This is a genomic window from Streptomyces sp. x-80 (genome assembly GCF_046549095.1).
Lineage (GTDB): Bacteria > Actinomycetota > Actinomycetes > Streptomycetales > Streptomycetaceae > Streptomyces > Streptomyces celluloflavus.
Genome location: NZ_JAJPWM010000010.1, coordinates 13,528 through 32,529, shown reverse-complemented (window position 1 = coordinate 32,529; position 19,002 = coordinate 13,528). Strand labels below are relative to the sequence as shown.

General features: G+C 73.6%; 12 protein-coding genes. 10 read left to right on the top strand and 2 right to left on the bottom strand.

Annotated features, from left to right (window positions below; all coding sequences use genetic code 11):
• Positions 1 to 13 precede the first annotated feature (13 nt).
• Positions 14 to 1,192, top strand: coding sequence for an oxygenase MpaB family protein (locus ACLJWH_RS21225; RefSeq protein WP_411143312.1), 1,179 nt, complete (start codon positions 14 to 16; stop codon positions 1,190 to 1,192).
• An 82-nt stretch (positions 1,193 to 1,274) separates the two neighbouring features.
• On the opposite strand, the gene ACLJWH_RS21220 is transcribed toward ACLJWH_RS21225, so the two are convergent.
• Positions 1,275 to 2,651: a hypothetical protein gene (locus tag ACLJWH_RS21220; protein ID WP_411143311.1), complete on the bottom strand. Its 1,377-nt coding sequence runs from the start codon at positions 2,649 to 2,651 to the stop codon at positions 1,275 to 1,277.
• A 154-nt stretch (positions 2,652 to 2,805) separates the two neighbouring features.
• The gene (locus ACLJWH_RS21215) at positions 2,806 to 6,501 is read right to left on the bottom strand and encodes an AfsR/SARP family transcriptional regulator (RefSeq protein ID WP_411143310.1); all 3,696 of its coding nucleotides are present in this window, start codon (positions 6,499 to 6,501) and stop codon (positions 2,806 to 2,808) included.
• Positions 6,502 to 7,530: 1,029 nt separating this feature from the next.
• On the opposite strand from ACLJWH_RS21215, the gene ACLJWH_RS21210 reads away from it, so the two are divergent.
• The 9 genes from ACLJWH_RS21210 (at position 7,531) to ACLJWH_RS21170 (ending at position 18,937) form a co-directional block, all read left to right on the top strand.
• The gene (locus ACLJWH_RS21210; protein WP_411143309.1) at positions 7,531 to 9,057 is read left to right on the top strand and encodes a hypothetical protein; all 1,527 of its coding nucleotides are present in this window, start codon (positions 7,531 to 7,533) and stop codon (positions 9,055 to 9,057) included.
• Between the two features lie 92 nt (positions 9,058 to 9,149).
• Complete coding sequence (locus ACLJWH_RS21205) at positions 9,150 to 10,739, top strand: phage tail sheath family protein (protein WP_411143308.1); 1,590 nt, start codon at positions 9,150 to 9,152, stop codon at positions 10,737 to 10,739.
• Positions 10,740 to 10,884: 145 nt separating this feature from the next.
• On the top strand, positions 10,885 to 11,328 hold the full coding sequence (locus tag ACLJWH_RS21200; RefSeq protein WP_052860100.1) for a phage tail protein: 444 nt from the start codon (positions 10,885 to 10,887) through the stop codon (positions 11,326 to 11,328).
• Entirely contained in the window at positions 11,328 to 11,741 is a 414-nt protein-coding gene (locus ACLJWH_RS21195; protein WP_411143307.1) for a hypothetical protein, read from the top strand. The genes ACLJWH_RS21200 and ACLJWH_RS21195 overlap by 1 nt, the downstream gene beginning before the upstream one ends.
• Positions 11,738 to 11,905: a DUF6760 family protein gene (locus ACLJWH_RS21190; RefSeq protein WP_411143306.1), complete on the top strand. Its 168-nt coding sequence runs from the start codon at positions 11,738 to 11,740 to the stop codon at positions 11,903 to 11,905. The genes ACLJWH_RS21195 and ACLJWH_RS21190 overlap by 4 nt, the downstream gene beginning before the upstream one ends.
• A gap of 2,283 nt (positions 11,906 to 14,188) precedes the next feature.
• Positions 14,189 to 15,820 (top strand): hypothetical protein, encoded by a 1,632-nt coding sequence (locus ACLJWH_RS21185; protein ID WP_411143305.1) that lies wholly within the window; start codon positions 14,189 to 14,191, stop codon positions 15,818 to 15,820.
• Positions 15,821 to 15,883: 63 nt separating this feature from the next.
• A complete protein-coding gene (locus ACLJWH_RS21180; protein WP_411143304.1) occupies positions 15,884 to 16,321 on the top strand; it encodes a phage tail protein in 438 nt (145 codons plus the stop codon).
• Between the two features lies 1 nt (position 16,322).
• A complete protein-coding gene (locus tag ACLJWH_RS21175) occupies positions 16,323 to 17,093 on the top strand; it encodes a LysM peptidoglycan-binding domain-containing protein (protein WP_411143303.1) in 771 nt (256 codons plus the stop codon).
• Entirely contained in the window at positions 17,090 to 18,937 is a 1,848-nt protein-coding gene (locus tag ACLJWH_RS21170) for a VgrG-related protein (protein ID WP_411143302.1), read from the top strand. The genes ACLJWH_RS21175 and ACLJWH_RS21170 overlap by 4 nt, the downstream gene beginning before the upstream one ends.
• The last annotated feature ends 65 nt before the right edge of the window (positions 18,938 to 19,002 follow it).

Genomic DNA, 19,002 nt, shown 5'->3' with positions numbered 1-19,002 from the left:
AGGAGAGACGCCCGTGCCGTACACCCATCAGTCCATGGACGCGCTGCGCGAGGTGGGCGACGAACTCGCGGACGCGACTGTGGCCGCCCTGTTCGAGCGCGGGGAGGTGGGCACGTTCAACACGCTCATGCGCTGGTTCTCCCGGACCGGCCAGGATCTTCCCGACGGGCTGCCCGAGGTGGCCCGCGAGTACCTCGACGCGACCGGCGCGCCCCCGGCGTGGGTGGACTGGGACGAGATGGAGAAGGCCCGGCTGTTCTTCATCGACAACAACGTGCACATCTCCACCGCGCTGTCCTTCGCCGCGATGCCCGCCTGCTACGTCGTCCCGCACGTCGCCAAGCTCCTCAGCGCCACCCACTCCCTCGACTACCCCTCCCGGCGCATGGCCGAGACCGGCCAGTTCACCGTCTACCTGATGCGCCCCGACGCCTTCGAGGCCGGCGGCCGCTTCATCCCCGCCGCGCAGAAGGTCCGCCTGCTGCACGCCTCCATCCGCCACCACCTGCGCCGCGCGGACCGCTGGGACGTGGCCGGGCTGGGCGTACCGATCTGCCAGGAGGACATGATCGGGGGGCAGCTGATGTTCTCCCTCCAGGTCCTGGACGCCCTGCACCGGCTCGGTATCCATATGTCGGAGGACGGCGCGCGCTCCTACTACTACGCCTGGCGCGTGGTCGGGGCGATGCTCGGCGTCGACCCCGCCCACGCCCCGGCCGACCTGGAGAGCGCCCGGCAGTTCTCCGACCTCTACATGACCCGGCACATGGGCCCCTCGGAGGAGGGCGTGCGGCTGACCCGTCAGCTGATCGACCTCTACGAAGAGGTCGTCCCGGGCACCGTGTTCGACCCGGTGGTCGCCGCCCTGATCCGCTACCTCATCGGCGACACGGCCGCCGACTGGCTCGACGTACCCCGCTCGGCCTGGGACACCCTCGTCAAGGCCGCGCCCGCGCTGCTGGGCGTCCTCGAAAGCCTGGAGGACCGCTCCCCGCTGGCGGCCTGGGCACTGGACCGCCTCGGCGCGCTGACCACCAACCTCGAACTCAGCTCCCTCACCCGCGGCCGGGTCATGCAGTACGCCATCCCCGAGCACCTCAAGAGCGAGTACGGCGTCACCTCCACCGCACCGCGCACCGACCGGTGGACGCCACCGCCGCTGACGGCGCAGCTGCCCGCCCGGGAGAGCTGACGCGGGGCCCGGCAAGGCGCAAGGGCCGCCCCCGAGGCCCGGGGGCGGCCCTTGCGTCACGCCCCGGGTCCGGGGCGGGCGCTCACTTCGCGTCCTCGATCTTCCACTTCTGACCGCCGTACTTGCCGCACTCGCCCGTCAGCGCGCTCTTGTCGTTCTGTGTGTCGCTGAGGCACTCGTTGTTGTCCATGTTGACGAGGCGGAAACGGCCGTCGCCCGCGTCCTCCAGCCGCCACTTCTGGTTCGCGGGCAGCTGCCCCGACTTCACTGCCTGGGGATCGGCATGCCAGATCTGGACGACATTGCTGCCGCCGTTCTTGTCGAGGACCTTGCCCGGGGCGTTGCCGGGCTCCAGGGCGACCGTGTTGTCCTCGGCGTAACGGTGGATGATCCACAGCTGGTTGCGGCCGTACTTGTCACCGGTCAGGTCCGGGCTCTGGCCGACGTAGGTGCCGTCCTTCTGCTGCCCCTCCTTGACCTCCAGGAACCCGCCGGGGTCGAAGTCGCTGCGGAGGGTCTCCAGCTTCGGCCCCTTGTCCTTCTTCTCCCCGCCACCGCCGCCGTCCTTCTTCGGCGGGTCCTTGGGCCCGCTGTCCGCCGGGGGCTTCTCGGCCGGCGGGGCCGACGGCGACGGCGGCGGGGCGCTGGGCATGGGCTTCGCATCCGGCTTGGTCGGCAGCTGTACCTGCGCCTCCGGCTTCTCCTTGGCCTGGGTGGACACCTCGGGCGACGCCCGGAACCACAGCGCCAAGAACGCCACCAGGGCCGCGAGCAGCAGCGACAGCAGCGCCAGCGCCCAGGGCGGCAGCACGGACGGCTGGAGGTAGGTGCCGCGCAGCTCGGTCGGCTGCGGTTCGCCCGCCCGCATCACCGAGACGGTGAACGGATGCTTGCGGGTGGTGCCGAACCAGCTCACCTGGCCCGGCTTGATGGCCAGTTCGGCGAAACCGGCCCGGCCGGGCGCCACCTGGACCGAACTCGGCTCGGCCTCGACGGTGAACGCGTCCCCGTTCTCCCGGCCGGACAGGGAGGTGGTCAGCTCCTGGTTGCCGAGGTTGTCGACGGCGACCGCCGCCTTGGCGCGCCACCGGCCGCGGACGACCAACGGCACCAGTTCGGTGCGGAGTTCGGTGAAGGGACCGACCGTGAGCTGGCCCTCGACGATGTCCGCGGCCTGCGGTGTCTCGCGGGGCATCACCCGCACGCCGAAGGGCGTCGGCCCGGCGACCGCGTCCGGGGTGCGCGGCGGCGCGAACCGCACCTCGGCCGTGCCCTCCGCCCCCGGATACAGCCGCAGCACATCCGGCTCCACCCGTGCCCAGCCCGCCGTGGCACCCACCACCTGTAGGCGGTACTCCTCGACGGTGTCCCCCGTGTTGCGCACTCGCAGCCGTACGCCGGTACCGGAACCCGGCTCGACAGTCGTCGCGGCCGGTTCCAGAGAAGTCCACATACTCACTCAGACAGTCAACTGTCTGTACAGGCGCGGGGCAGCGTCCGTTAGGGCACACCCGGGGGCACGATCGGCTGCCCTATCGTCCGGACCGGCCGACAGACGGCGCGGCCCCGTGATACAGCTGCCGGAACCACCGGAAGCCGCCGGACCGGGCCTGCTACGCCGGTACGTCGGAGCGCAGCAGCCCGTCCGGCAGCGGCTCCTCCAACGGCTCCGCCAGCAGCTCCGCGATACCGGCCGCCTGGTGCGCGCCCCGCCGCCGCAGCGCCGAGCGCGCCGACTCCAGTTCGCGGTGCGCGCCCGCGGTGTCGCCCAGGGCCAGCAGTGCCCGGCCGCGCGCGGCCTGCGCCAGCCCCCGGCAGACGTCGTCCCCGAGGTCGCGTTCGATGGCCAGCGCCTGCGCCGCACAGTCCAGCGCCGCCGTGTCGCGGCCCCGGGCCAGCTCGCAGTGGGCCAGCCGGGCCCAGGCCAGCGCCTCCCAGCGCGGGTTGCCGGCGCACCGGTGATGCCGCTGCGCCTCCCGCAGCTGGGCCGCCGCCTCGCCCGCCCGGCCGTCCGCCAGCAGCCCGCAGCCGGTCTGGTAGTGCACCTGCGCCATCGTCTCGGGGCACCCCAGCTGCCGGGCGCTCGCCAGCGCCTCGGCCATGGCCTGGTACCCCTGACGGCGCTGCCCGAGGACGAGATACGCGCGGGCCAGGTGGGCGCGGACCCGGATCGCGTCGGCCCGCCCGCCGAGCGCCTCGAAGCGCGCGTACGCCTGCCCCAGTACGGGCAGCGCCTCCCCGGCCCGGCCCATGGAGAGCAGCACCATGGCCAGTTCGTGCGCGGCCTCCGCACCGACCAGCCGGTCGCCCGCCCGCTCGGCCAGCCGCAGGCTCTCGCGCAGCATCCGGGCGGACCGCTCATAGGTCTGGGAGCCGTAGGCGGGTGCGCCGAGGAGGCGGAGCGCACGGGCCGTGGCCACCTCGTCGCCGCGCGACCGGGCCCGCTCCACGGCGAGCCGGGCCAGCGGCTCCAGACCGCGGTGGCGTGCGGTGCCGCCGAGGAGGTGGGACCAGGCGGTGAGCAGATCGACGGCCTGGCGCAGCAGGTCGCCGGGGCAGTCGTCCGCGTCGGCGGCATCGGCGGCATTCTCGGTGCCGCGCTCCGCCGCCCCCGCCCACTCGTCACCCGCGCGTTCGACTTCCCGGCCCGCGCCGCGGTGCCGTCCGCCGGCCGGACCGGTGCACCCGTCGGCCTCCGGACCGCCGTCCGCGCGCGGCTCCGCGCCGTCGGCCGGGCCCGGCCCGTAGCGCAGCACCCGGTCCACGAACGCGTACAGCCGCGTGTCCGCGTCGTCCAGCCATTCGCGCGAGCTCGCCGCGTCCAGCAGCTCGCGGCCCGGCATCGCCGGACGGTGCAGCAGGGTCGGCAGGACGCTGTGCGGTTTGCTGTTGCGCACCGCTTCCAGGACGGTGGCCAGGACGAAGTCGAGGAAGCGGCGCCGCGCCTCGCACCGCTCGCGCGGGCTTTCGGTGCGCTCGCTCAGCCGTCGCGCGAAGAGTTTGACCAGGCCGTGGTAGTGGTAGCGGTCGGTGCCCTGGCACTCCAGCAGCCCCGCGTCGACCAGGCGTTCCACCCGCTCCTCCGCCTCGTCCTCGCTGATCCCGCCCAGCAGTACGGCCGCGGCTCCCCGGCAGAACGACGGCATATCGGCGAGGGCCAGGATGCGGAACGTCCGGGCCAGCTCGGGGTCGAGGGCCTCGTAGCCGATCCGGAACGTCGCGTGCACGGCCAGGTCACCGACCCGCAGTTCGTCCAGCCGGCGCCGCTCGTCGCGCAGCCGCGCCGCGAGATCGGCGAGGGTGCGGCCGGGCCGGGCGGCGAGGCGGGCGGCGGCGATGCGCAGCGCGAGCGGCAGTCCGCCGCAGTCCGCGACGAGCTCCCGCGCGGCGGACCGCTCCGCGGCGACCCGGCCGCGGCCCAGCACCGCGGCCAGCAGCCCGACGCCCTCCGCCTCCTCCAGCACGCCCACCTCGACACAGCGCGCACCGGACAGCGCGATCGTCCGCGAACGGCTGGTGACCAGTACCGCGCAGCCCGGTGTGCCGGGCAGCAGCGGCCGGATCTGCGCGGCGTCCTTGGCGCTGTCGAGCAGTATCAGCATCCGGCGGCCCGCGAGCAGCGAACGGTAGAGCGCCGCCAGCTGGTCGAGGCCGTCCGGCAGGGCGCTGTCGGGGACGCCCAGCGCGCCCAGGAACCGGGTCAGTACGTCGGCGGTGTCGGCCGGGACCGGATCGCAGCCGTGCAGATCGACGTACAGCTGGCCGTCCGGGAAACCGGCGCGGGCCTGCTGCGCGACATGGACGGCCAGCGCGGTCTTCCCGGCCCCGCCGAGCCCGGTGAGCACGGCCACCACCGGCGCCCGCCCGGCCGCGGCCCCGTCCAGCAGCTCGTGCAGCCCGGCCGCGAGCTCCCGCCGCCCGGCGAAGTCCGCCATGGCGGAGGGCAGCTGTGCGGGCACGGGGATCCGCTGGGCGGGCGCCGTCGGCTGCCGGGCCGGGATGCCGGAGGGGGCCTCGGCGCGGGGTGCGCGGGGCGGGGCGGCCGCCCCCGGTATCCGCGTGGCCGGTGACTCCGGTGACTCCGGTGAGGTCGATGACGGCAGGGAGGCCGTCGGCGTTCCCGATGCCGGGGACGCGTCCGGTGCCGCCCCGCGCGGTGGGGTCTGCCGGGGCATGCCGGGTGCGGGTACGGCGCCGTTGGCGCGCGCCCCGCGGGGGTCCGGCCTGGTCGCCGGGGCGGACATCGTTGTCCGCGCGCGTGCCGGAGCAACGATCCCCCTCGTACGGCTGGATCGCTGTGTGGGGACCGAGACCGCGGGCCCGGCGGACCCGGCGGAACGGCCGGTCTGTGCTGGTGTCTGCCGCTCCTCCGGTGTCTGCGACTGCGTGCGGCGGGTGGCGGGCGCGCCCGACAGCAACCGGGCGTGCAGGGAGCCGAGTTCCCGTCCCGGCCGGATCCCGAGTTCGGCGTCCAGGAAGCGCCGGGTGGCCTCGTACACGGCCAGCGCGTCCGCCCGGCGGCCGCCCTGGTCCAGTGCCTGCATCAGGAGTCCCTGGGTGCGTTCACGTAACGGCTGCTCGGTGGCGAACGCGCGCAGCGACGCCACGACCTCGGTCGCCCGGCCCAGCTCCAGCGCGCAGGCGAAGGCGTTCTCCTGGGCGGTGACCCGTAGTTCCGAGAGCCGTTCGCGCTGCATCTGCGGGTACGGGCCGGACAGCCCGGCCAGCGGTGTGCCGCCCCACAGCCCGAGGGCGCGGGACAGTTCCTCGTACGCCCCACGGATGTCGCCCCCGGACCGCAGACGGGCCGCGTCTGCCAGCCGCGCCTCGAACTCCGCCGCGTCCAGTGCCTGGACGGGGGTACGCAGCGCATAGCCGTCGCCCTCCGACACCAGCAGCCGCGCGGGCGCACGGGCGCCCCGCTCCGGCTCCAGCAGGGTGCGCAGCCGCGAGACATAGGTCCGCACGGTGCCCATCGCCCGTTTCGGCGGCGCCTGCTCCCACAGCGCGTCGACCATCTCCCACACCGGCACCGCCCGGCCGCCGCGCAGCAGCAGCATCGCCAGCAACACCCGTTGCTGCGGCGAGCCCGCGTTCAGCGCCTGACCGTCCCGCAGCACTCGTACGGATCCCAGGACCTGGAACCGGAACGCACCACGCTCACCGCTCCGGTACTCAGCGCCGTATCCGGGTCCGTGGCCCCCCACGTGCCCGTCCCCGCCCTGGTATCCGGGCCCGTCCGCGTACCCCTCCTCGTACCCCAGCCCGTCCTCGTACCCGTACCGGGTGGCACCCCTGTCCGTGGTCACAGCCTGTCCACCCCTTTGCCCGATTGACCCATGGCACCCCGAGATTCTGCCCTTGCGCACCTACTCAGATGTACCGGACGTACTCGACGTCACCATCGAAGCGTCCTTTTCTTGCAGTGCGGCCATCCCCGTCGGGCGCCGAGAGCCGAGTAACTGCCGGTCATGTTCCCCACGTTCCCAGAACCACGGGGCTTCGCCCCGGCGTTCCCGGTCCCCCTGTGATGCCTGGCACTTCCCCGGAAGGTGCCCGAAAGGGCAGCCGCTGTTGCCCTTTCACCCCTCCGGCACCGTAAACACGCCCCGCGGAATTCACCGCGGCCCGGGACGGCGCCCCACCACCCCGGCCTGCCCTTCCGGTCACCGCGCGCTGCCCGCCGGGACGTCCGCCCGGCTCTGTACCCGGCGCCCCGGACAGGCCATCGTCAACGCCGACACCGGGTCCCTCGCGCCACCGTCCACCGGATACGGACCCCAGCACATCCGGGACGCGGTCAGGGTCCCGGACAGAGGCAGGGCAGAGGCGGGGCAGGGGCACGAACACCGCGACCGGCGTCGCTGCCGGCACCGGAGCTGATACCGGTGCCGATGCCGGGGCCGGGGCATCGACGAGGCGGTGGACCTCGGAGCCGCCGCCGGCCTCCCGCCCCGGGCCGGCCGACGCCGGGGCTCCCCGTTCCGGGCGTCCGGCCTCGGGGCTCCGGGCTCCGGCCGTCGGCCTCGGCGGGGCACCAGGTGACCGAACGGGCAGCACCCTGTGCCCCCACTGACGTCCGTTCGTCTCTACATCCGCACCGGCCCGTACGGGATCGTTGCGGAAATACGGAGCACTGAGCACAGGGTGCGGGGTGCGGAGTCCGTAGCGCGGCGAGGGACGTACGGCGTCGTACGAGGACGAAAACGTACGAGCCCGGAGTACGCGACCAGAGGGCCGCACGCACCGCGAGAGCGGCGAAGAACATACACACCGCGAGAGCGGCCGGGGCCGGACCACGCGTCCGAAGCCGGGAAGCCAGGGGACGGGGGGACACCATGCGGACACCGGGCCACCAGCCCGCGTCCGGGCGCGAACGCGCGGGCGCCAACGCGGCCACCCGCACCCCGGCGCCCGCCGCACGTCCCGCCGCCCCCGGATCCGCGGTCGCCACCGCAGCGGCCCCGTCCGCCGCGTTCACGGTGTCCGGAGCCGCCCGGGTGACGGCGGCCGGACCGGCGGACCGCCTCGCCCCGGGCGCGGCCTGGATGCTCCAGCGGACCGCGGACAGCGGGGGATCGGCCGACGTCATGCGACAGCACGGTCCGGCGAACGGTGCGATACCGGGCCGTGACCAGGACCGGGGCCAGGAGCAGGCCCCGGAACGAGAACCACAGCGGCGGCTCCGCCAGGCCAGTGTGCCGCTGGCCGACCGGCTGCGGGACAAGAACCCGCCGTCCGAGGCCCAGGCGGACATCAGCGAGCTCGCCGCCCGCTACGACGGCCTCGGCGAACGACGGGTGAAGGCGCGGCTCACCGTCCTCGGGGAACTCCGGGACGCCGCCGCCTCCGCGGTGTCCGGCCCGGACCCGCTCAAGGCGCTGCGCGAGGTCGTCGAGCAGGAGACGCGGGCGGTCAGTGACCGGTTCATCGACCTCGCCGATCTCACCAGCCGCAGCGACGGCCCCTACGAGATGATGACGCGCGAGGGTCTGCTGTGGCGCGACCCGGAATTCGAGCACCGCACCGCGGCGGTCCAGAAGTCCGGCCGGGCCTATTTCGAGGAACTCTCCCGGATGAATCTCCAGTCCATGGAGCGGGAGAACGCGAGCAGAAGAGAAAGAGGACGTTTCTCGCTCTTCCAGAAGACCGCCGAGCCCTCATGGATGGCGGACACCCGGGCGAAACTCACCACGGCGCTCGGAAACAGCGTTCTCCATCACTACACGACCGCGGACCGGGCCGCCTCGATGGTCAGCGACCGGGCCATGCGGTCCAGGACGTCCCTGGAACTCGAAGGGCGCGGCGACCGGCACCATACGGCGCCCCACGACGAGCCGGCGCTGGCCAACGACGCGTTCGTCTTCTTCTTCATCGAGGCGCCGGGCTCGCCCTTGTGGGATTCCCGGTTCGCCGGGGGCGGTGATCGCGCCCGGATCTCCCTGAAAATCAAGGAATCCGGTCTCCTCCAGCGCGGCTGGGTCATGCTCGGTGACGTCGCCCGGCGCGATCGCCCCGCCCTGCTGACCGACCGCATGCAGGAATACCGGGCTCCGACGGGCGGCGTCGCGCACAGGTATCCGGACCGCGTCCACCAGAACGTGCTCGTCGGCGCCGACATCATCCCCGGTCTGGCCGAGCGCGCCGTCATGGAAATCGCCCGGATCGAACAGGCCGGTCAGCAACGTGCCACTCGGCTGAAGAAGATGAGCGGCGACGCGTTGATGACGTTCCTGCTGACGGATCTGCTGCGCCCGCAGGCCATGCTGCCGAACTCGGTGCCGATTTCCAGAAAGCACGTCGAACCCGCACCCGGACCCACACCCGGACGCGGACGAGTACCGGTGCCCCGCCCCGACAGCTGAGCACCCGATAGCCGCACCATCCGCAGTACCCGTAGGACCCGCAGTACCCGCAGTAGCCGATCTTCAGCACCGCCCATGAGGAGAGCAACGCCATGCCCACCTACCTGTCCCCCGGCGTATACGTCGAGGAGGTCTCCAGCGGATCGCGCCCGATCGAAGGCATCGGCACGTCCGTCGCCGCCTTCGTCGGGCTGGCGTCCACCGGTCCGGTCAACGAGCCGACGCTGGTGACGAACTGGTCCCAGTACGTGGCCGCCTTCGGCGAGTTCACGGACGGGTACTACCTGGCGCACGCCGTCTACGGGTTCTTCAACAACGGCGGTACCGCCGCCTACGTCGTGCGGGTGGGCGGGTCGTCCGCCGGTGCCGACGAGGCGGGGCAGCCGCAGGCCGTGGCCGCGCCCAAGGAGCTGACGGCGGGCGAGCCGGTCGCGCTCGGCACGTTCAAGGTCGCGGCCATCGCGACGGGTTCGGCGAACAACGGCGCGCTGACCGTCGAGGTGCAGGACGTCGAGGGCGAGAGCGCGGCCGACCGGTTCAAGCTGGTGGTGAAGGACGGCGAGAAGGTCGTCGAGAGCTTCGACGTCAGCTCGAAGAAGACGGCGCGGAACTACGTCGTCACGCAGGTCAAGCAGCGGTCCAAGACCATCACCGTCGAAGAGGCCGCGACCGCCGCGCAGCTGACCAAGCCCGTCGCGCAGTCCGTCACCCTCGTCCCGCCCGTGGCCGTCCCGGTGCCGGCCACCCCGGCGACGGGCGGCGCCGTGGAGCGGCTCAACTCGGGGCAGTTCATCGGCGATTCGGCCGACCGCACCGGTTTCGGCGGCCTGGAGGCGCTGGACGAGGTCAACATGGTCGCCGTACCGGACCTGATGGCCGCCTACCAGCAGGGCCTGATCGACCTGGAGCAGGTCAAGGCGGTCCAGCTCGGCCTGATCTCGCACTGCGAGCTGATGGGCGACCGGATGGCCATCATCGACCCGCCGCCGTCCCTCAACGCCCGCGACATCCGCAAGTGGCGCCAGGAAGTGGCCGGGTACGACTCGCGGTACGCCGCGCTCTACTACCCCTGGATCAAGGTCTTCGACCCGGCGTCGGGCCAGTCCCGCGTCGTTCCCCCGTCCGGTCACATGGCCGGTGTGTGGGCGCGCAACGACTCCGAGCGCGGTGTGCACAAGGCCCCGGCGAACGAGATCGTGCGCGGCGCCGTGGACCTGGAGCTCCAGATCACCCGGGGCGAACAGGATCTGCTCAACCCGGTCGGCGTGAACTGCATCCGGGCCTTCCCCGGGCGCGGTGTCCGGGTGTGGGGCGCGCGGACCCTCGCGTCCGACCCCGCGTGGCGCTACCTGAACGTCCGCCGCTACTTCAACTACCTGGAGGAGTCGATTCTCGTCGGCACCCAGTGGGTGGTGTTCGAGCCGAACGACCAGGCGCTGTGGGCCCGTATCCGCCGCAACATCTCGGCGTTCCTGGTGAACGAGTGGCGCTCGGGCGCACTGTTCGGGCAGCGCCCCGAGGACGCCTTCTACGTGAAGTGTGACGCGGAGACGAACCCCGTCGAGTCCGTCGACCTGGGACGGGTCGTCTGCGAAATCGGTATCGCACCGGTCAAGCCCGCCGAGTTCGTCGTCTTCCGGCTGGCCCAGTTCTCCGGCGGCGGTGGCGAGCTGGAGGAGTAAACCCCCTTCGCGGCCTGAGAAGCGGCTGCGTGCGCAGACCCGGTCCTCGACCGCGTCGCCATCGCAGCCGCCATCACGGTGGCGGTCTCAGTCTCCATCGCAGTCACACAGATCTTTTCGAGAATTCGCACAGGAGTGAAATTCCTTGTCCCTTCAGCCCGGTGATGCGCTCACCTCACACAATTTCGGCCTCCAGATCGACGGCGTGATGGTCGAGTACCTCCAGGAGGTCAGCGGCCTGTCCATGGAGCAGGACGTCATCGAATACCAGCAGGTGTCGGCGGACGGGAAGCCCGTCGTGAAGAAGATGCCCGGCGTGAAGAAGGCCGGCGAGTGCACCGTCACGCGAGGCATGACGCAGAGCGGGGCATTCACGGAGTGGATCAACAAGTCCGTCGCGGGCGACATGGGTTCGGCCCGTAAGAACGCGACCATCATGATGATGGACTACCAGAACTCCCCGGTGAAGCGTTACAACATGCGCAACGCCTGGTGCAGCAAGGTGGAGACCAGCGGCGTCAAGGCGGGCGACGCCGCCGCGCTCACCGAGAAGGTCACGATCGTCTTCGAAGAACTGGTCATCGAGTAATGCGACGGGAAGGCCCGGCCGGAGCGTCGGCCCAACAGGATGTGCTGCGCACGGAATTCGAATTCGAGCTGCCGCGCGGATTCGTGGACGAGTCGGGAACGGTGCACCGCAACGGCACGATGCGGCTGGCCACGGCACGGGACGAACTGATCCCGCTGCGTGACGTACGGGTACGCGAGAACCCGGCCTACCTCTCGGTCGTCCTGCTGGGCCGGGTCATCACCCGGCTCGGCACGCTTCCGGACGTGCACGACGGGACGGTGGAGAACATGTTCGCCTCCGACCTGGCCTTCCTTCAGGACTTCTACCGGCAGATCAACGCGGAGGGCCACACCCGGGCGGCGGTCGCCTGCCCGCACTGTGCGGAGTCCTTCGAGGTGGAGCTGGCCGGGAGCCGCCTGGGGGAATCGTGACGTACGCGGCCGACCGTATCGAGGAGGAAGTCGCTTACCTCGCCTACCACTTCCACTGGGCCATCGGCGACATCCTCGACCTCGAACACGGCGACCGGCGCGCGTACGTGTCACAGATCGCGACCCTCGTCGAGCGGGGCGCGCGAGCCGAAGGGAAGCAGTGACGGGGGATGGGTTTGTTCAGGTGGCGGCGCGGGGAACGGCGCCGGAGTGCCGAGGCCGCGGTGCAGGCCGGTACGGATGCGACGCCGGACACGGCGACTGCGGCGGGCACCTCGGACGCGGCGGCGCCGGGAGTACGGGCCGGGTCGGCGGAGCCGGCTTCCGGGGCGGCTTCGGCGCACCCGGGTGACGGCCGGAGCACGGCCGCGCCCGGGTGGACGGCCCTGCCGCCCGTCCAACGGGTGCTGGCCGCGCCGCGTACCGTCGCGGCGCCGGACTTCGCGCGCTCACTGTCCGCACACCACAACCCGTCCTTCCACGGTGAACTGAGCCACGAAGTACGGGCCGGTGCCCCCGCGGGCGTGCTCGGCGGCGTGCTCACGCCCGTCGCCGGGCAGCCGTCCGCCCTCGACCTGCCGGCGCTTCGCCTGCCGGTCGCGGGACAGCGGGCGGACGACGCCCCGACACCGGCCCCGCAGACGGTCGCGGACGCGGGCACCGGCGCGGGTGTGGGTATGCGGATGGGGCTGCGGACGGGGACGGGGGCGCTGACGACACCCGCGGCATCCACGGCTTCCTCGCCTTCTTCCCCGTCCCCGGCACCGGGGCAACCGGCCCCGGCCCCGGTACAGCGACGGGCGGCGGTGCGCTCTCCGCTCATCTCCGCGCGTCCGGTCCCGCAACCCCCGCGGCAGCTCCGGCCGGCCGGCAGCGCCCCGGCCCCGAAGCCGGAGCGGTCGTCCGGCCCGGCCGGTGCCGCCACCCCGGCGGCGCCGGACGCCCCGGCTGCGGCCGCCGAGGTCCGGCCCCCCAGACTCCCCGGCCCGGTTTCCCCCGCCGGTACCGGGGAACCGGCCGCCGACGCGTCACCACGCGCTTCGGCGGCCGGGGATCCCGCCGCTGTACGGCCCGCAGCACCTGCCAGGGCCGTACAGCGGCGGGTATCGGTACGCCGGGTACGCCGCGCCCCTGAGGCGGGTACGGGCGGCGCCCCGGACGCGGGCCCTGACCCGGCCCCGGCACCTGCCCCTGCCCCTGCCCCTGCCCCGAAGCCTGGGACGGTCCCGAGCCCGGCCCCGGCCAGGAAGTCGGGTGCGGTCCCGGACGCGGGAGCGGTCAAGGGCGCCGACGCACCCGCACCGGGCGCGCGCCCGGGAACCGGCCCTGGTCCGGGACCTGCCCCGGCGGCCCCCGCGCCGTCGAGCGTCCCCGCCACCGCGCCCGTCCCGTCGCCCGCCCCCGTACGCGCCCGGACCGGGAACCGGCCCACAGCTCAGCCCGAGGCGGCTCGGCCCACGCCTGCCCCGGCGCCGCCCGCAGCCACCTCTTCACCTTCTCCCTCGCCGTCGCCCTCTCCCTCGCCCGTCGAGCGGAGTGCGGAGAGCCGTACGCCCCAGCCCGTACAGCGGAGCCGTGGCACGACAGACTCCGGCGTTGCTCCTGGCAAGCCCGCACCGGCCGAAACCGGCGCCACCCCGCCGGTACCGGCCACCCGGGCACTGACCGGGCACCGCCCCGGGCTCGGTACGCCGCTCCCGTCGGCCCCGGCCACGCCGGGCTCCGCACCGGGCGCCGCACCCTCCGCACCCTCCGTACCTTCCGCATCGGCAGGCCCCGCCAGGGCCGCTACCGGTGGCGCCACGCCCCCGGTCCCCGCACCGGTTCCGGCACGCCCGGACAGCCGCGCCCCGCAGCAGGCCCAGCCCGGCCAACCTGTCCAGCCTGTCCAGCGCATCCGCACAACGTCCGCCCGCCGTACGGGACTTGGCGCCCCGCTCCAGCCGAACGCGACCCCGACCACCCCGGCGCCGAACACACAGAGCGCGCCGAACCCGCAGGGGACACCCACTACACCGGTGTCACCCACCACACCGGCGTCACCCGCGTCACCGACGTCACGTGCGTCATCAACATCACGTGCGTCATCGACATCACCGACGCCACCAACGTCACCGGCCATATCAGCCGCACCGGCCTCATCTGCCGCACCGCCGGTGTCCCCTTCCCACCGGGCCGCTCCCGTCGCCCCCTCCTCCGACGCCGCCCCGCGGACCGCCGTACAACGAGCCGCCGCGCCGGGGTCCCCCGCACCGCGGTCAGCCGCTCCGAGCGGGACTCCCCACCGGCCGGCCCCCGCGCCCGCACCGGCACAGCCCTCGGCATCCGGACCGGCCCAGGCACCAGCGACGGCACCAGCACCGACCCCAGCCCCCCTGCGTACGCCCCAGGCCGCCCCCGCGAAAGCCCCCCGGAGCGCGCGCCTGAAGACCCCTCTCGGCGCACCCTTGAACGCACCCCTGAGCGCGCCCGAGAACACGCCCCGGAGCACACCGGAGTCCGCCCCGGCGCCCACGCGGCACACCCCCGGGGACACCAACGCCAAGCCCAACGCCGGTCCCACCGCCACCCGCTCCGCCGAGCCCACGCCCGCGCGGAACTCCGGACCCACCACCGGCGACACCCCCGTCCAGCGCGCCGCGCGGACCACCGGGCAGACCGCCCCGCAGACCGCCGGGCCCACCCCGGACCAGCGCGCGGCCACGCCCGGTACCACCCCGCCCAGTCCGCCCGACCCGCCCTCGGCGCAGCAGGGCCGGTCCGTCGAGCCCGGTGCGGCCCGCAGCGGCCGCCGCCGTCCACTGATCGGCGCACCGATCACGCCCCCGGCGCACCGGCCGGCCGACGCCGCCGCGACCCCGCTTCAGCGCGCCTCGGCACCGGAAGCCGCCACCGGCCGCCCCACGCCGAGCCCGGTCAGCGCCCCGCCGCCGCCCGCCCCGCCCAGGAGTACGCACCGCTCGGCACCCGAGGCCACGGCCACGCCCGCGCAGCCGACCGCGCCCCGGCCCACGGCACCGGAGACCCGCCAACACCCGCTCCCTGCCCAGCCGTTGCCCGTAATCAGCGCACCGGCCACCGGGCCACTCCCTGCCCTCCCCTCGGCCGCCGCACCGGCCCCCGTACAGCGAGCAGCGACCTCCCCGGCGCCCGCCGTGACCGCCATACCCGCCGTACCCGCCACGCCCCCGACCGCCGTGCGGCCCGACCTGCCCACGCGCCCCTCGGCGGGTGAACCCGTGCAGTCGGCCGGGCACCAGGGCCGTACCGACGGGACCCCGACGCTCGTCACCCAGCGCGCCCCCCTCGCGTCCGCCCGGCCCCTCGCCGCCCGCCGCCCGGCCGAAGCCGTCGCGGGGCCGCAGTCGGCGGCGTCACCCGCACCGCCGAAGCGGACGGCTCACCAGGGCGACGCACCCTCGTCCGCGGTACCGCTGCGCACCGCGGGCACCAGCTCACCGATGACCTTCGCCAAGCAGACGCCCACCGTCATCCCCGTACGAACCGGCAACCCCGCAGGCACCGGCGAACCGGCCAGAACCGGCGACCCCGTACGCCCCACCGTGCAACGCCTCGCGACCCAGACCCCGGCCTCGTTCCCCGTTCCGGCCCCGAACACCGCTCACCCCACCGACGCACCCCCCACCCAACGGTCCCCCCTCACCCCACCCCCCGCGCCCGCCACCGCGCCCACCCCCCTGCGCACCCCCACCCCCGCCCCACGCATGTCCATGCCCATGCCCATGCCACTGGCGGCCCCCACCCCTGCCCCCACGCCCCGGCCCGCACCCCTCCCCGCTCCCGTACAGCGCAGCGCCCCCGTCCAGAGAAGCTCAGCCCCCTCCCCCGCGCCCACCCACAAACCACTGCCGCCCCCCATCACCCGCACCGCCGCCACCTCGTCCGCCGCTGCCCCGGCCGCCGCCTCCGCCGATCCCCCGTCCCCTCCCGCCTTCACCTCCGCCGCCGAACTGGACGATCTGGCCCGCCGGTTGGTCGCGCCGCTCTCCCGCCTCCTGCGGGCGGAACTGCGCGGCGACCGGGAACGCATCGGCCGGCTCCGCGACCACGGCCGCTGAGCCCACCCCGTACCACCCGCCCCAGCCCCGCCCGCCCAGCCCACACGAAAGACCCGGCCACCCATGCCCTCCACCAAGGACCCAGGCTCCACCGTCTTCTTCAAGCTGACCATCGACGGCCAGGACCTCGGCCTGTTCAACGGCTGTGACGGCCTCGCCTCCGAGGTCGAGGTCGAGCAGCGCCAGGAGGGCGGCAACAACGGCTTCGTGTGGCAGCTGCCCACCCGGGTGACGTTCTCCACCATCCGTCTCACCCGTCCCCTCACCGCCGACACCTCCCGCGTCGCCGCGTGGATCTCCTCACTGGCCACCGGCATCACCCGGCCCACCGCGCAGATCGCCGCGCTCCGCGCCGACGGCTCGATCGTCGCGCAGTGGGGGCTGGTCGAGGTGCTGCCGGTGCGCTGGCAGGGGCCGACGCTGGACCCGGCCAGCCCGAGTGTGGCCACCGAGACGCTGGAGATCGCGCATCACGGCTTCACCGACGCGGGAGGTGCCTGAGATGGCCGCGCCGACCGGCGGCAAGGCGGGAGCCAGCCTCGTCCGGGCCTCGCTCGCCATCCACCAGCCGCCCACCGACCTCGGCGGGTCCATGGGCGGCCGGATCGGCGAGGTGGAGTTCCAGTTCAATCCGACGCAGATACAGATGGGCCGGGCGGCCAACTGGCAGACCCAGGCCGCCGTCGCCTACGCGCGCGGTGCGCCGCCGCAGTTCACCGGCGCCATGCCGGCCACCCTCCAGCTGGAGGTGTTCCTCGACTCCTCCGGGACACCCAACGGCGGGAAGGTGCAGAAGCAGGTCGAACTGCTGCTGTCGTGCTGTGAGGTGACACCGCAGAGCATCAACACCAAGCGGCCCTCGCCCCCTTGGGTGCGGTTCTCCTGGGGGTCCTTCAACACGGTGCAGTTCGTGGCGTACGTGACCAGCGCCAGCGCCACGTACACCCTCTTCAACCCCACCGGCGAGCCGCTCCGCGCCACCTGTTCCCTCGCGCTCACCGAAGTGTCCATGCCCACCAAGGGGCAGAACCCCACGTCCGGCGCGCTCTCCGCCCGCCGGGTCCACCGGACGGTCGCGGGCGACTCGCTCGCGCTGCTCGCCTGGCGGGAGTACGGGGACGCGACGCGCTGGCGGCGGATCGCCGAGGCGAACGACATCGACGACCCGATGCGGCTGCACCCCGGTACGGAGCTGCTGATCCCGGCGGCGGACGAACACCACGAAGAGCGCGGCAGCGGCCGGAACAGGCACGAGGCGGAGGCCACCCGATGAGCGACAAGACCTACACGAGCGTCCTGCATGTGGAGATCGAGGGCACCCGGCTGCCCGACAAACTCGCCGTCCTCCTCGTCGAGGGCTGGGTGGACGCCAGCGTGAACGTCCCCTCCGCCTTCCAGCTCACCTTCAGCGACCCCGGCGGCGACATCCTGGAGACCTTCCCGCTGATCAAGATCGGGGCGAAGGCGGTGCTGGCCCCGTTCACCGACGGGCAGCGCGGCAAACCCCTGCTCACCGGCGAGATCACCGCGCTCGAAGTGGACGCCGACGCGGGCGGCAAGTCCCTGGTCGTCCGCGGCTACGACCCCGGCCACCGGCTGCTGCGCAACCGGCGCGTGGCGGGCTACCCCCAGATGACCGCCTCCGACATCGTCCGCCGCCTCGCCACCCGCAACAAGCTCACCCTGGGCACCGTCGACTCCACCCCCACCGTCTACGAGCTGGCCACCCAGCCCAACATCACCGACTGGGACTTCCTCACCCGCCTCGCCCAGGAGAACGACGTCCACCTCTCCTTCGACCAGGAGGGGAAGCTGCGGTTCAGCGCCCTGCCGCCGGCCTCCGGCGCGCCCGCCGACACCACCCCGGCCGCGCAGAGCCCGTACGTCCTGGAGTTCGGGCACAACGCGCTGCGCAGCCGGGTCGCCATGACCGCCGCCGGGCAGGTCGACCGGGCGGGCGCGCGCGGCTGGGACATGCGCGCCAAGCGCGCCCTGTCCGCCGAGTCCCCGGCCACCACCAGCGAGGACATCGACGCCGACCTCAAGCCGTCGCAGGTCACCTCGCCCTTCGGCCCGGCCGAGCTGACCTCCACCGGCACCCCCTACACCACCCTGGCCCAGGTCACCCACGCCGCCCGTGCGCTCGCCGACGATGTGACCGCCTCCTTCGCCGAGCTGGAGGTGGCGGTCAAGGGCAATCCGGACCTGCTGCCGGGCCGGCCGGTGGCGCTGAAGGGCGCGGGCTTCCCGTTCGAGGGGAAGTACACCGCGACCGGGGTGCGCCATGTCTTCGAGTCCGGACGGCAGTTCACCACCTGGCTGACCGTCTCCGGACGGCAGTTCCGGTCGCTGTACGGGCTGGCGTCGGGCGGCCCCGAGAGCGCACCCGCACTGCCGGGCGTGGCCATCGCCGAGGTCACCAACGCCAAGGATCCGCTCCGGCTCGGCCGGGTCAAGCTGCGTTTCCCCTGGCTGTCGGAGACCTACGAGAGCGACTGGTGCCGGGTCGCGCAGTTCGGCGGTGTCCGGGGCGGCGGGCTGCTGCTGCCGGAGGTCGGGGACGAGGTGCTGTGCGCCTTCGACCGGGGCTCGCTGGAGCATCCGTACGTCCTGGCCGGGCTCTACAACGGCGTGGACAAGCCCACCCCCGACCCCGACGGCATCGAGCCCGTGGACCCGACCAGCGGCCGGATCAACTGGCGCAGCCTCGCCTCCCGCAGCGGCCACACCGTCGAACTGCTGGACGCCAGGACCCGGATGGCCCGCGGCATCCGGCTGCGTACCGGCGACGGCTCGCTCACCGTCCACCTGGACGAGGCCCGCACCGAGGTGACCGTCCGCAGCGACGGGTCCGTCACCATCACCGGCACCCGCAAGGTGGACATCAAGGCGGGCGGTGACCTGTCGCTGACCGCCGGGGGCTCGCTGAGCCTGCGGGCCGGCGGGTCGGTGGACGTCAAGGCGGGCGCGAAGTTCGACGTGAACGCGGGCGGTATGGCGCAGATCAACGCGGCCGGGACGGTGGGGATCAAGGCCATGGGGCCGGTCACCGTCAACTCGGTCTCGACGGTCAACCTGATGGCCCCGGCCGTCCTCCGCAACGCCATCCCGTTCTGAGCCGGGGCGGGTGCCGGGTGCTTCGAGGGGCGGAAGGGCGAGACGTGGGGCGTGCCGGCCGGAGT

Bases quoted from the DNA above. Each gene is read 5' to 3' on its own strand.
- ACLJWH_RS21195 (WP_411143307.1), top strand. From the start codon at position 11,328: ATGCGACGGGAAGGCCCGGCCGGAGCGTCGGCCCAACAGGATGTGCTG.
- ACLJWH_RS21205 (WP_411143308.1), top strand. From the start codon at position 9,150: ATGCCCACCTACCTGTCCCCCGGCGTATACGTCGAGGAGGTCTCCAGC.
- ACLJWH_RS21175 (WP_411143303.1), top strand. From the start codon at position 16,323: ATGGCCGCGCCGACCGGCGGCAAGGCGGGAGCCAGCCTCGTCCGGGCC.
- ACLJWH_RS21210 (WP_411143309.1), top strand. From the start codon at position 7,531: ATGCGGACACCGGGCCACCAGCCCGCGTCCGGGCGCGAACGCGCGGGC.
- ACLJWH_RS21170 (WP_411143302.1), top strand. From the start codon at position 17,090: ATGAGCGACAAGACCTACACGAGCGTCCTGCATGTGGAGATCGAGGGC.
- ACLJWH_RS21180 (WP_411143304.1), top strand. From the start codon at position 15,884: ATGCCCTCCACCAAGGACCCAGGCTCCACCGTCTTCTTCAAGCTGACC.